General features: G+C 46.0%; 15 protein-coding genes. 5 read left to right on the top strand and 10 right to left on the bottom strand.

Annotation, left to right across the window (positions count from 1 at the left end; translation table 11 throughout):
• Window positions 1–18 precede the first annotated feature (18 nt).
• The 3 genes from KK078_RS25140 to KK078_RS25130 all read right to left on the bottom strand — a co-directional run bounded on the left by KK078_RS25140 (window position 19) and on the right by KK078_RS25130 (window position 3,485).
• Window positions 19–1,089, bottom strand: a complete 1,071-nt coding sequence (locus tag KK078_RS25140) for a ComEC/Rec2 family competence protein (protein ID WP_254093094.1) — start codon at window positions 1,087–1,089, stop codon at window positions 19–21.
• A 19-nt stretch (window positions 1,090–1,108) separates the two neighbouring features.
• Window positions 1,109–2,344: a hypothetical protein gene (locus KK078_RS25135; RefSeq protein ID WP_254093093.1), complete on the bottom strand. Its 1,236-nt coding sequence runs from the start codon at window positions 2,342–2,344 to the stop codon at window positions 1,109–1,111.
• An 877-nt stretch (window positions 2,345–3,221) separates the two neighbouring features.
• Entirely contained in the window at window positions 3,222–3,485 is a 264-nt protein-coding gene (locus KK078_RS25130; protein WP_254093092.1) for a helix-turn-helix domain-containing protein, read from the bottom strand.
• A gap of 155 nt (window positions 3,486–3,640) precedes the next feature.
• Here KK078_RS25130 and KK078_RS25125 point away from each other — a divergent pair, with 155 nt between their 5' ends.
• Window positions 3,641–4,831 (top strand): WG repeat-containing protein, encoded by a 1,191-nt coding sequence (locus tag KK078_RS25125; protein WP_254093091.1) that lies wholly within the window; start codon window positions 3,641–3,643, stop codon window positions 4,829–4,831.
• A 345-nt stretch (window positions 4,832–5,176) separates the two neighbouring features.
• Here the strand turns inward: KK078_RS25125 and KK078_RS25120 are convergent, their stop codons facing one another.
• From KK078_RS25120 to KK078_RS25105, 4 genes are all read right to left on the bottom strand, one after another.
• The gene (locus KK078_RS25120; protein ID WP_254093090.1) at window positions 5,177–5,650 is read right to left on the bottom strand and encodes a JAB domain-containing protein; all 474 of its coding nucleotides are present in this window, start codon (window positions 5,648–5,650) and stop codon (window positions 5,177–5,179) included.
• A 1-nt stretch (window position 5,651) separates the two neighbouring features.
• On the bottom strand, window positions 5,652–6,131 hold the full coding sequence (locus KK078_RS25115) for a toprim domain-containing protein (RefSeq protein ID WP_254093089.1): 480 nt from the start codon (window positions 6,129–6,131) through the stop codon (window positions 5,652–5,654).
• Window positions 6,132–6,176: 45 nt separating this feature from the next.
• Entirely contained in the window at window positions 6,177–6,575 is a 399-nt protein-coding gene (locus KK078_RS25110; protein WP_254093088.1) for a CHC2 zinc finger domain-containing protein, read from the bottom strand.
• A gap of 81 nt (window positions 6,576–6,656) precedes the next feature.
• Window positions 6,657–6,872, bottom strand: coding sequence for a DNA-binding protein (locus KK078_RS25105; protein ID WP_254093087.1), 216 nt, complete (start codon window positions 6,870–6,872; stop codon window positions 6,657–6,659).
• A 322-nt stretch (window positions 6,873–7,194) separates the two neighbouring features.
• Here KK078_RS25105 and KK078_RS30885 point away from each other — a divergent pair, with 322 nt between their 5' ends.
• Together KK078_RS30885 and KK078_RS25100 are read left to right on the top strand one after the other, a co-directional pair.
• Complete coding sequence (locus KK078_RS30885; protein ID WP_394370593.1) at window positions 7,195–7,452, top strand: helix-turn-helix transcriptional regulator; 258 nt, start codon at window positions 7,195–7,197, stop codon at window positions 7,450–7,452.
• Between the two features lie 454 nt (window positions 7,453–7,906).
• The gene (locus KK078_RS25100; protein WP_254093086.1) at window positions 7,907–9,085 is read left to right on the top strand and encodes a tyrosine-type recombinase/integrase; all 1,179 of its coding nucleotides are present in this window, start codon (window positions 7,907–7,909) and stop codon (window positions 9,083–9,085) included.
• Window positions 9,086–9,136: 51 nt separating this feature from the next.
• On the opposite strand, the gene KK078_RS25095 is transcribed toward KK078_RS25100, so the two are convergent.
• Window positions 9,137–9,676, bottom strand: coding sequence for a hypothetical protein (locus KK078_RS25095; protein WP_254093085.1), 540 nt, complete (start codon window positions 9,674–9,676; stop codon window positions 9,137–9,139).
• 101 nt (window positions 9,677–9,777) lie between these two features.
• Between KK078_RS25095 and KK078_RS25090 the strand changes: the two genes are divergently transcribed.
• Together KK078_RS25090 and KK078_RS25085 are read left to right on the top strand one after the other, a co-directional pair.
• Window positions 9,778–10,155: a hypothetical protein gene (locus KK078_RS25090; RefSeq protein WP_254093084.1), complete on the top strand. Its 378-nt coding sequence runs from the start codon at window positions 9,778–9,780 to the stop codon at window positions 10,153–10,155.
• A gap of 240 nt (window positions 10,156–10,395) precedes the next feature.
• The gene (locus KK078_RS25085; protein WP_254093083.1) at window positions 10,396–10,677 is read left to right on the top strand and encodes a hypothetical protein; all 282 of its coding nucleotides are present in this window, start codon (window positions 10,396–10,398) and stop codon (window positions 10,675–10,677) included.
• Here KK078_RS25085 and KK078_RS25080 read toward each other — a convergent pair.
• Complete coding sequence (locus tag KK078_RS25080; protein ID WP_254093082.1) at window positions 10,674–12,023, bottom strand: RagB/SusD family nutrient uptake outer membrane protein; 1,350 nt, start codon at window positions 12,021–12,023, stop codon at window positions 10,674–10,676. The genes KK078_RS25085 and KK078_RS25080 overlap by 4 nt on opposite strands.
• A 27-nt stretch (window positions 12,024–12,050) precedes the next feature.
• Window positions 12,051–12,942, bottom strand: an 892-nt coding sequence (locus tag KK078_RS25075; protein WP_254093081.1) for a SusC/RagA family TonB-linked outer membrane protein, incomplete at its 5' end; no start/stop codon positions are given.

Here is a 12,942-nt window from a genome sequence, read left to right as displayed (position 1 = left end):
TTCAATTAAATTCATAAGCTAACTTTTAGCGATCGACGCGCCATCAAATTTAAACTTTTGTACACCTTTCGTATTGGCAGTATGGCTTTCACCGAAAACATCTAATATTCCGAAAACATGATTGGTAGAGAACACGGCGAATTGGCAGCCATCAATATGCCGTATTACGTTGACGTGTGGATGAGTATATCCGCCGTGAATGCCGTTTGATACAATCGCCATTTTAGTAGATTGGTTTACAATATCGCTCCAAGCCTGAGCTTCAAAATAAGCCGCTGCTCCACTGCCATGATGGGGTATTTGTATTAAAAGAAACTGAGAATTACTAATTACTTCTTTCTGCTCCTCCAATACCCGTTTCAATACGCTGATGGGCGCATCGGCTGTAAGCAGAATCACAGAGTCTTTTATCCTGATAATTTGGACAATGGATAGAGAATTGATTAAATCGCCACTGTCGTATCTTTTCAACAATCCAAAAAGAGACCAAAATCCCGTCGTTTTTCTCTGGAATCTCTGAAACTCCTGGTAATTAGGAGAAAGTACTTTAAACGAAATATCGTCGCTAATTTTTATCTCCCAATTTATGGGAATGGAGTTTCTTAACTCAACCAGCTTCTGTTCGCAGACCCTATCGATCAGTGCTAATAGTTCGCCCAGCTCACTATTATTATGCCTCCCATTTGCACCTGGAATGATTTTATTAATGTATACGCTATTCCTAAAAGCAGAAATGATTTTACCAAGAGATTTGTTATACAAAAAATATGACTGCGGCAGCGGGTAAAAGGGATTAACCAACAACTTGATCTTTATATTTTCTGCTTCGCAGTATTCCAAAACTTCAGCGAGGCCTTCATAGTGATCAGAGTGAGGATGAGAGATTACTAGAAATTCGATCTCTTTTACCTCATGGTCTTCAAGAAACTGCTTTGAAGGATTTACTCTGCGGGCGCCGTCGAATATGCCAGTTCTTTTTGGATATCTAACACCAAAATCAATTAATCCAATTTTTCTTTCCTCTTTCTCACCAAACTGTACAACGATTGAATCTCCCGCGGAAACATCATTGAACGTAATGTAGTTCATCAGCTAACGTAGAGTCTTTTTAATATTTTATATAATGACTCAATTTAGCATTAATTTTAGTTCTCTGGTTTAACAGGTTAATTTCTTTTTTATCCGACAGTATATGTGCGTCAAAATCGAAGGGTGCGTTATCCTTGTATTTCAATGTCAAACCGATCATGTCCCCTTCTTCAGGTTCCTTCTTTATTCTTTTGAATAGTTCGTCTTTACTCAGATTAAATTCTTCTTTCTTTTTGGTTTCATCGATTAGATCAAAGGCACGGACCATCACATCCTGATCGATAATTTTAAAAATGACACTTAAATATTTTTTCTCTTGCATCACTATTCCTTCCCTTCTATTTACCCCTACGTTTGCCTGACCGGCCGCTTCTTTAGACTTGCCCTGCACTCTTCCATCGATTTGCGGAAATGTCAATTCGCCTAACTTACCCACTAAATCTTTTAAATGCTTATGGGATTCGTCGTTCGAATCTTTCCGTATGTCCGTTCTGATGTCCGATAAAATCCAATATATATAAGCTGAGTGGGCATCAATGTGACCTTGTAAATCGCTTTTCTTTTCCTGAGACGCCATTAAACTTTTCCAAGCCCGCTGCCTTGCAGTTTCCGCCACTTTTTTAATGTCCGCGTCAGGAAGTATCTCAACTATAGTGCTTTTTCGGTTACCAATGATATTACGCAACGCGTTAGCTGCGATCTTTTCTTCGGCCGCAAAACTTACATCGCTTTCATCTATCTCAAATACGTTGTACCACTCTCTTGCTGTAAAAGCAGAGTGTTTTTCTACTACACGATCTCGCTCTACGCTTCCAATGCTCGAATTGTAAAATAAATATTTCAGATTTTTCCCTTGTTGTGCATAAATGGTGCCATGAGGATTCATCGCAATAAATGCTTTAGGCTTTGGAGTTAAAAGCCTCAGAATGGACCTCATCAAGGGCATTAATGCCGCTGCAGATATGAGCCTTAGTTGATCCCATATACTTTCGACATGCCGAGAATACACTTCCGCATATAAATGGGCTATATCCCGTCGATATAACCGAATAATATTCTCCTGCCGGTCAAACACACCTATCTCCGTTTCTTTTATAACCGCACTGGAATTTTCTTGAGGTACTGCAACAATACGATATGTAGACGACTCTTTTCGCTTGCCCCTCTTACGTTTGGTGCCTGCGGTTGAAGATTCATTATTATCTTTAATGTGAATATCGATGTCGAAATTCCTGTATATCGTCGATACTTCCATAGTTCTAATTTGGAAATCTGACCAGTTAATATATTGACATCAAAATCTCGCTTTTCGTTACTAAAAAGCCTTTAAACCATAAAGGGTCAAAGCTGACTGAGCTACCGAGTTATCTGCAAATAACCCAAGACAAACATGCAAAGCGTACAAATCCCAAAATTCCATCTTACTAGTGCCAAACCGTTTGAGTAGCTGTCGGCTACGACATCATCAACTCTCTCCTAGGGTTTAGGGATTTATAAAAAAATCGCTCCATCCTCTACGCTTAAAATTAGCATAAGAGGGGGCAAGCAAAGGTAATAAATTTCTACACAATCACAAATACTAACAATTACCAGCATCGAAATTATATACGGCAAATAATCATTTTACCAAAATATTATTCGCCAATGCACAGAGATACTTAAAGCGTCCGCTTATAAACGGTTGGTGACTGACTCTTGTTGCACTATCTCCGGTAAATCGATAGGCCTCATTCCTGCTTAGACGACCTAATTTTCTCTTTCCACATTTAATAGCACAACGGCGGCCACCCCAGGGTGAATTTTAATCGAGGGGAAATCAAATGATCTTCCATCGTCGGTTTCGCCAGAAATAAATTCTCCAGCAGGTGCAATCTGCAACGCATAATCTCGAATACTTTATGAGGGCATATTAGTTTATTTAGGTGACTTCACATAGCTGAATGCAAATTCACATCTTAGTTAAAAATAAAATCCCATCTACTTTCCGGAAGTTTATTTCGGAAAAATAGATGGGCTCTATACTTGCGAAGGTACTATATCCTGACTACAGAACAAGAAGTTCGTTATACATTTCTTACAATATTACTTGATCGCCATGCCTTTGTTCGGAGCACTTGGTTCCAAGAAAATGTCTACCGATTCTTACGCCTCCTGGATTCGAGATAAAGGCCGTGAAAAAATTCCTCTACTGTAAGGTCGTGGATCGTTAATATCCGGACGAGGGTTTTCAGGGTGACGCTGGTCCTGCCGGTTTCGATGCGCCAGTATTGCATTCGGGGCAAATCATGGTCGAATGCAAAATTTTCATAGCTCTTATAGCCCTTCTTTTTCCGCAATTCTTTCAATTTAGAGCCAATACGCTCCACCAAATGGCCTAAGATTTCCTCCTCTTTCACGAAGTGAAGTTCCCGTTCGCACCTCTAAATTGTTACACCAATTTTGATACACCATTTTTGATACATTATTTGCAATACTTTCCTATTTTTGATGCGTCCCGAAAGAAGCGGCTTTCATCGCCTAGTATTCTCAAAAACCTCAAAGCAAATCATGTATGAAACTATTTTTCATCCCCAAAACATTGTTTTTTCTATTGCTGACCATGAATGGACACGCTCAAACCCAGGCCGGCACTATCGCACCTGACGCCAAAACGATTGAGTTTGATCTGAACATGCCGTTTCGCGACGGCTACGCGGTCGTATCGAAGGCCGGGCAATATGCAATCATCAATGTGAACGGCGATTTTGTCATCCCTTACGGCAGATACACCTTCATGGAAGGGTTTTCGCGTGGCTTGTGCCCCGTTGAAAGAAGCGGAAAGTGGGGCTTTATCAACGAGCTTGGGCAGGAAGTCATCGCTTGCAAATACTTGCGCGTTCATTCTTTTACAAAAAACGGGTACGCATTGGCAACCCGATCTGCTCCCCGTGCCGAAACGGTATTGCTCGATCGGAGCGGCAAGGAAACAGTGATCGACGCGGCGCTCGCTCCGCCGCCGGAAGCCGCCGGATCAATTTATATTTCGAGCAAAGGCATTCATGACAAATTCGGAAAACTACTCCTCGCCCAGTCATTCCAAAAATTTCATCAGTTTTCAGAAGGTCTTGCAGCCGTTGCAATGGCCGATCAATCCGGCGTGAAATGGGGATATATCGACGAAAAAGGCAAGACTATTATTCCGTTTCAGTACACCCGAGAACCGGGCGATTTCAGCAACGGGTTAGCTTACGTCGTTCCGGCGGACAATGTAACCGATTTTCCCTATGGCTATATCGACAAGACGGGGGCACTAAAGATCAGGATGCCGAAAGGCGCTGCGCGGATCACCAGTGAGAATTCATCCAGCTTTCCAAAACCATCACCGTTCAATGCTTCCGGCTACGCCATTTCCGGTGTGATGTTGAACCGAAAGCAATGTCTTGTCGATACGGAAGGCCATTTAGTTACTCTTCCCGATCTCATTGACCCAGAATTTAAAGCATTTGATCCGAATAGTATCCAGATTGAAAGCCTTGCGGCGGATGACGTATTGTTTCGCACAAAATCCGGCGCAATGATCGTCACACTGGCCGGAATGGTACGGGTGCCGCCGATCTTCTCTGACCTCGATCACTTCGATCCAATGTCCGGGCTTGCTCCGGCAGCCCTAATGAACAAGTCCGGCGCTGCAACCCAGCCGCGTGGATATATCAATTCGGAAGGTGTCTTTGTTATCGTCCAAAAGGAGAAATCCCAATGGTGATTCGAATACGACATTACCTCAAATAAAAAGTATTACATTACCGCTTCAAACATATTCGAATAAAATACCCGTGTCACTTTTACATTGATCCTGTATAAGATTTTTCCGATATAATACTTAGTCATATATGCGGCAAGTCTGGATGGTTTGGGGGATTTAAAGTATTCCGTGTTGGAGCCCGAAGGCAGGGAACACGGCCATTGTGACAACACAATGGCCCTGCCTTTCATTTCTTTCGTAAAGAACGGCTGGCACAGAAAAAAGATTGGACTGAGTTTAATTCGCTGTTCTAATGGCCATCGACATTTCCTACATGCCGAAGATGACATTCACCATAAAGCCTCATCAATCTGGCATTATCCCTTCATCGGCGAACGAGTAATATTTGTTGGACGTAAGGATCATGTGATCGGCTACGTGGATGTCCAAAACCTTGCCCGCCGCGAACAATTCCCTTGTCATCTTTTTGTCTGGCTCGCTCGCTGCTAACACCCCAGAAGGGTGATTATGCAGGAGAATGATGCTGGTTGCCTTTGACAGGAGAGCGGTAGCAAAGATTATTCTGCGGTCGGTCAATACGCCTGCAATGCCACCGGTGGCAATCTCTGATATTCCAAGGCAGCTATAATTCCGGTCAAGCAGCAAAATCTTGAACTGCTCGACAAGCTCTATCCGGTTTACATCCCACGTTTCCCGGGCGATCCTGGCCGCGTCTTCCGAGCATCGGATTTTCGGCCGTTGAAAGATCGGCACCGGATGCCGGTATGTAACCTGGATTTGTGGCACGTTATAAAGCGGGTGCAATTCAGTCTCGTCCATATTACTCCCCTTTCAATTCATGGATGGTGCGTTTGATTTGTGCCATGTGATGATCGTTCACGTCTTTGTAGCTCTCGTAGCGATTATTCTGAGGCCGATGGGTCATACGCTCGCTCTGAAAGAACAAAGCGAGATCGTCGTGTGCCTTTCGACCGGCCGCGTCATTATCTAGCCACGTGTAGGCATAACCATAGCCGTATTTCTTCATGAATGATTTTGCCTGCCTGCATAGGGAAACAGAATTCAGGACAATGGCGTCGTTCATCAGGCCAGTCCCTTTGCGCTGTTCCATGACGGACAAAAAATCCATGACGCCTTCAAACACATGGACGCCAGACGGCTTGGTCATTGTTCCACGGATCAACGTGATAGCCTTTGGTTTTACGCATGACTTCCCCTGCGGCCCAAGCAGCTCGTAGCCGTCGTCCTCGTTTTTAAATCCCAACGCAACCCGGTATTTTTTTGTCTCTCGATTCTGCACGCGAAGCTGCTCTAAGAATGTTTTTCCAACCTTTAGGGATATGCCTCACTTTCTCAGATAATTGACAAGACCGACTTCTTCGATTTGAGAAATCTTCTTAATGATAAATTTCGGTGGCGACGGCTCTCTGCTGTATACTGGCAATAACCCTGGTGCGTATGTACCGCCTATGATCGTGTCGAGCCAACGGGACACGTCATGCGAGGTGTTATCCACCCCCTGGCTCTTTAGCAGTTCTTCAATGAATTGGATAACACCGCCCCCGATGCCAGGGCCGTGGTCATACCACGAGTTCTTTTTAGCGTTTACGTAGAAGCTGGGGGTTTTCTCCTGCCGGAATGGAGACAAATACTGAATCTCGTCGCCATATTGTTTTTCCGGGGAAATTCCCAGCTTAGCAAGAATTTCAGACAATGGTATAGCTTTCGCCTGTTCGAATTTCATCGAGCGATCTCACACAGGTTGAATGTTGATTTTGAACGGAGAGAGAAAGAGGCTTTGCCGAGCTTCTTTCTCTAATTTCCCTTATCGATCCAGGCGGACTTCAAAGCCCTTGTCGATATTGTGCTTGTAGTAATGCACGCGGCCGCCGATCTTGAACGGCTTGAAGTCATAACGTTTGATGCTGTCCCACACCGCCATCACTGCCGCTGTAGTATCCCATTTAGGAAACAATGTTTTCACGTAGATTGCAGCCTGTTTTCTGTTCATGAGGATGCCCTTGGTTGCTTCTCGTTTCACTTAAAATTCCTTTCGTTTTATCACCTAGTTATCTTCAAGGAATCCGGCTGGGACACACTTGAATCAAGCAGACGCGGTTTGAATAGTCCTCGCATTCCGACCTGTCAAACTATATGGCATTCCATTAATGATTTTGACTCTCAATTGCCCACGCATGTATGTCAAGCGGCGATTGCAAGTCGAGGAAGCATCTGCCCTTTGATTTGCCGTGCCCATTCTGGCCCGGTGCATGTACATTTTATGAAACACCTGTTCACTTTCCGATGCCTTTGGTGCGTATCCTACATCTTTAACAAAAGGCGTTTTTCTGCCACTCTATGCGATGACCGCGCTAAGACCGCCTCCCCCAAACAACAATAGAGGCTGCATAAGCATGGACAAAAGTGACCTGGAGCAAATGGGATATCTGCGCCTTCCCGAAGTACTCAAACTATTTCCTGTATGCCGATCAAGCTGGTGGGCAGGAATAAAATTGCAAATGTACCCACGCCCGATAAAACTGGGAAAGCGTGCGATAGGCTGGCGAAAAAGCGACATCATCAAGCTGCTACAAAACCCAGAAAGTAGCCATTTCCAATGAACGTGAGGCTGCCAAGAAAACTCGGCAGCCTTTTTCTTTGATGGACAACGAGGCACAAAATAAATATACTCTTCATCGTAGCGGAGAGTTTGTAGTCCAGCTAAGATTGTCTACATTCAGAATTTCCACGGGTCAAAAAACGGATAGAAAAATAAATCGAACTAAAACATTCCTTTCAAATTAAAGGCATAGCGTTCAATTACGATTTACTTCCTGTCCGCCATTATGTAAACCAAGGACGTTTATAGCCGTCCAGGGAATTTCTAGAAAAAGACACGATTTCATGGTCTTATCTAGTATATAAGCTCTCCAAATTTCAACTCAGTCCAACGCCATCCGGCTCTAAATCCGGGTCAAAAAACGGATATAATTCCTCCGACGTAATTACATTATGGTAATCGTAGGAAATTGTGTCCGTCTGGTGTGGATAAGTCATTGGAGAGAAATATAAAAAATGACCCTCACATGCACGGAATGCAAAAACGCCCAACCTCGTCCACGTCCCTACAAACTCAATGATAACGCTGGCCTTTATCTGGAAGTATCGCCAAATCGGAACAAGCACTGGCGGCAACGTTATACGTTTAACGGAAAAGAAAACCGTATTGCATTGGGGAAATATCCCATTGTGACGTTAGCTGAGGCCCGAGAGAAACGTGATGCCAACTTAAAACTTCTCTCTCTCGGTATTGATCCCTCAAATGAAAGAAAAGAGCAGAAACGCTTAGAGCAATTCAACGCAAGCCAAACCGTAGAACTTGTTGCGCGCGAATGGTGGGCCGTATGGGAAAGCCGCTGGAGTCGAAAGTATGCACAAACGAAACTGTATCACCTGGAAACCTATGTCTTCCCAAAGATTGGCCGCATGGCCATTGGCAAAGTAAAGGCATCCGACTTTATCCCGGCACTAAGGGTCTTGGAAAGTCGTGGGCTTTTTAAAACAGCCAAAAAAGTCAAGCAGACGTTTAGCCAAGTCATGGACTACTCCGTCCAGACGGATCGCCGAGAATATAACTTTGTTCCTGCATTGAAAGGCGTCTTAAGAAGACATCGTTCAACGCCTTTTGCGTCAATCAAGACGAACGAACTACCGGGGCTCCTGAGCGCAATAAAAGGGAATATCGCGCGACTGTTCCGCCCTACCGTCCTGGCCATCCTTCTCATGTTGCTTACATTCGTCAGAACGCGTGAACTGATTGAGGCGACCTGGGACGAATTCAACTTTGAAAAGGCGGAATGGCTTATTCCAGCGCATCGCATGAAAATGGGTGTAGCCCATACCGTTCCTTTAGCACGACAGGCGATTGGAATTCTGCGTGAGCAAAGACAATATGCAGGAAACAGCAAGTTCGTTTTCCCAAGTGTTTATAAACCAGGGAAGCCCATGAGCAACGGCACTATTTTGAAAGCCCTGGAACGTATGGGATATAAAGGCCGCATGACGGGGCACGGATTTCGTTCCCTGGCTATGACGACGATTAAAGAACAACTCGGCTACCGGCATGAGGTTGTGGATCGTCAACTAGCTCATGCACCAGGAAATGAAGTGGACCGTGCTTACGATCGTGCGCAGTACCTAAGCGAACGACGCGAAATGATGCAAAAATGGGCCGACTACATCGATAGTCTGTAATCACATTCAAGTCGGGACGCCTGTTTCTGTACATCAGAAACAGGCTAATCCTCAAATATTGGAAACTGGTCTTTTATTTGCCGAATGCTTCGACAACACGACAAAATCTATATCGCAGTCAAGCAATCGAAACGCTTCTTCAAGCTCAGTCAAGGTCGAATTGTGTCGAACATCTAATAGACGATGCACTTTTTTATAGTCAACTTTTCCAGATTTCGGTTCAAGCGTTCGAATATGTTCGAGATGCCAGCTTCCTGAATCAACATCTTCTTCTGTCAATGCCATCATGCGGGCGAGATCGCCCCGGCTAACCTTATTTTTCCGCATAACGTTATGCAGATGCATCTTGATCGCCATAGCGGTATTGATACCTAATAGTCCGCTTCCCGATGTCCTGCTGCGTTTCGCATTGGATTTTGGAAACTCGCCGCCACGGGCAATGATAGCATTCAATTCCAACGCAAGCTTCTCCATAAAATCTACAAATGCGCTATCTCGGTCAAAGCCAAATCCTACTAAATCTGGAAACTGGGGTGATTTTGACATGCAAACGTCTCCCGACTTGGAATGCTGTATTTGATAGGTAACCATGATGCTCTCCCCGGCTTTTATGCCTTAACCATTTCTGGCAATAATGCCATATATCACGTTAATTTTTAGTATATTCAAATTCACTAATAAACCCTCACTCTATGAATGAACTCCAATATCTGGCGCTTAATCAGCTCCGCGACGTTTCTGAAATTAATCCAATCAATGACACAGATCGAGAGTGTCTGGCCGAAGTCCGGGACGTTTTGAGAAAATTTGGTAAACTCGAACGCTTTGGGATAACGTTGCTGCACAAACATTTTGACCTGGTTGAAGATGAAATCCTTGTCGAAGAAGTGGACGAAATCAACCGCGTTCAGGTCATCAAGCCAATGAAAAAATCTGCTGTGGATGAATCCGGCGGCGAAATACTCGAAACGATGTGGTCACTACATGAAGGAGAAGTTCTTATGGGATGTAAAAGAAGGTGCGTATATCAGGATGGAAAGCATTATAAAGACGTTCATACATTCGGATAATATGGCGGATTGTCTAGTTCCATTTCTCGACTAAGCCATGAATGAGGTAAGACCTGGCTTGACCAGGCCTTACCGATCGCAAAAATCGACTAAGCGGACTAAAGTAGTTATTGCCATTATCGTCTCCTTGATTGCTATTATCCTCCAGGTGATACTTCCTTAAAAGGACTATGAAATAGTCTGCATAGGGGAAATTTATAGGTGTATCTTTAGTGATGTACACCTTAAAATTCCGGTTCTATGAAATCCTATAATCTTATCCTCGTAACAGTGGCATTTGCCATTGCCGCCGCTGGCGCGATTGGGGGCCAGCAAAACAGCGATGCCTTGACGATCATCTACGGCAAAGACATCTCGACAAACCAATGCTTGCAGGGCGATCCCTCAACCATGCAGCCCGGCTGTTCCACGGCAGCGGCAAGTTTTCCATGTACGATCATTATTTATGCGACGGGCCTACAGGGACGTGCCTATAATAGCAAGATAGGAACCACGTGCGTTCAGCCGTTTTGGTATAATTAATACCCGTCATTCTGTGGTGCCAGATTGGGGTTTGCTTCGATCTCCGATTGCGGGATCGGGTATAGAACATCCGTGTTCTGCCAGTCTTTACCCGGCAGGAGGCCTAGTGTTTCACCCGCCTTGTCGTGACGCTTGAGGTCCATCCAGCGGTGCCCGCCCTCGGCAAAGAGTTCTGCCCGGCGTTCCTCCTGGATGGCGGCAATTATGTGCTCAACGGTATAGCCGTCGCTGGAGTCGGCGAGCGGCGGCAACCCGGCCCGGACGCGGATCATGTCCAGGTCGGCAAATGCCCCCGGCAGATCGTCCCGCCTTGCCCGTGCTTCGGCCCGTATCAGGTATAATTCAGCGAGCCGGAATTCCATGTGATATTCGTCTGTCTGGCTATACTGACTTTTATACTTGGCTGGATAGTGGAACACGTCCTCACCGACATTCAGGCTACCAATCCAGGCGATGCGTCTTTGGTCGTCCGGATGAAACGCTTCCAGCATGGCGGGCTGTAGGGCCATGGAAAGCGCGCCATCGACGGGCAGAAACAGCATGGCATCCCAGCTTCCCATCCCGGGTGTGTTGGCCTGTAGCTGCCAGATGGCTTCCGGGCTGGAAACGCCAAACACCTCGTGGATGCTCGGCAACGAAAAAAGATCTTCGCGCGCAATCACCCGCGACGCTTCGGCTTCGGCCCGCTCCCACTTGCCCCGATAGAGCAAAACGCGGGCGAGCAAGGCACTGGCCGCCCAGGAGGTCGGGCGGATGCGGCCCGGTTCGCCCCCGGTAAAGGCAAATTTATCCTCGGATAACAGATCACGGGCCCTTATCAGATCAGCCTCTATCGTGTCGTACACGATGCTTGGGTTGGTGCGCGGCACTGACGCGTTGCGTTCAAAGCTCTCCTCGGTCAATAGCGGGATCGGTCCGAATAAATTGGTCAGGTAGAAATGACTAAACGCCCGGATAAACAAGGCCTCGCCCATGAGTTGCCTGCGCACGGCCTTGGTGGTTCCGCGAGAATTATTCAACCCTTTCAGCGCGGCGTTCGCATTATAGATCATGCTATAAGCAGGCCGCCATAAATAGTTCATCAGCAGCGGCTCATCGGGCTTGAGATCGGCGCGATAGAAGCCGGTATATTCTTCGTTCAAGGGTATAAGCTCGTCACCTGATAGCCCCGTCAGTAACACGATTCCTCCATTCGAGAAATACGGCATTGCGGCCATTTCAGAATAAACACCCCGGATGGCGGACGTTGCCGTGGCATCATCCTCAAACACCGTCTGGCTCGTGAATGCATCGTCAGGGCCGTCAATCTCGATCAGTGATTCACACGCTGTTAGCAAAAGGACCATTACGATAGTGGCGAACTTGTTCATGGATTATAGTTTAATTTCTACTCCAGCCGTCAAAACACGTAGGGGTGGCAAAAATTCTGGAATGAGACTTTCCGGGTCAAAGCCACGATACCGGGTAAACGTGACCAGATTTTGCCCTTGAACAAAAACACGTAAAGTTTTGATGTTCATTTTTTCCTGCAATACGGGGCTTGCAATCGTATAAAAGAGTGCCGCGCTTTTCAGGCGGATATAGGAAGCGTTCCTATAGGTCATATCGCCGACGTTAATGCCGCTAACATATTCCACAACACCGCCAGGGCTTTGTGTAAAGCGGTGGATCGGGACAACATCCCCTGGCTTTTGCCAGCGTTGCATGACTTCAACAGGCTGGTTATGGTTCCGCACACCGGGAGTGGGAAAGAATGCGATCACATCCTGCCGTATTTGTTTGACGAACTGAAATAGGAGAGACAATTCGAAATTTCGGTAGCGGATCACGTTGTCGATGCCGCCATAAAGCTCCGGGCCATACGCCACCGGATACCGGTCAGTAAAATCCAGCTCGTCATTGTTACCATCATCAAAGGTAAACCTACCTGTCTGCGGGTCGATGCCGGTGTAGCGATAGAGCAATCTTATATCCAACGGACTGCCGATCATATAGCGGACATTATTAGGAGATTGGGCCAGACCATCGTAGCGCACGAGTTTGGTGCGCGGTATCGTCACATTGGCGGAAGTCGTCCAGGAGAGATGCTCGCCATCGATCAGGGTCGCGCTTAACAGGACTTCCAGTCCACTATTTTGCACGGTCACCGGCGCGTTGTCCTGCACGGTTGCAAACCCGGTCAGTTCCGGCAAACGCCGCCCGGTCAACTGTCGTGAGGATCGGTTACGATAATAAGACCGGTCTCTTATACCCCTCTCCGCGCCC

Origin of the sequence: Dawidia soli, assembly GCF_018598185.1 — a bacterium.
Lineage (GTDB): Bacteria > Bacteroidota > Bacteroidia > Cytophagales > Cyclobacteriaceae > Ohtaekwangia > Ohtaekwangia soli.
This window is presented reverse-complemented; position numbering and strand designations above follow the sequence as displayed.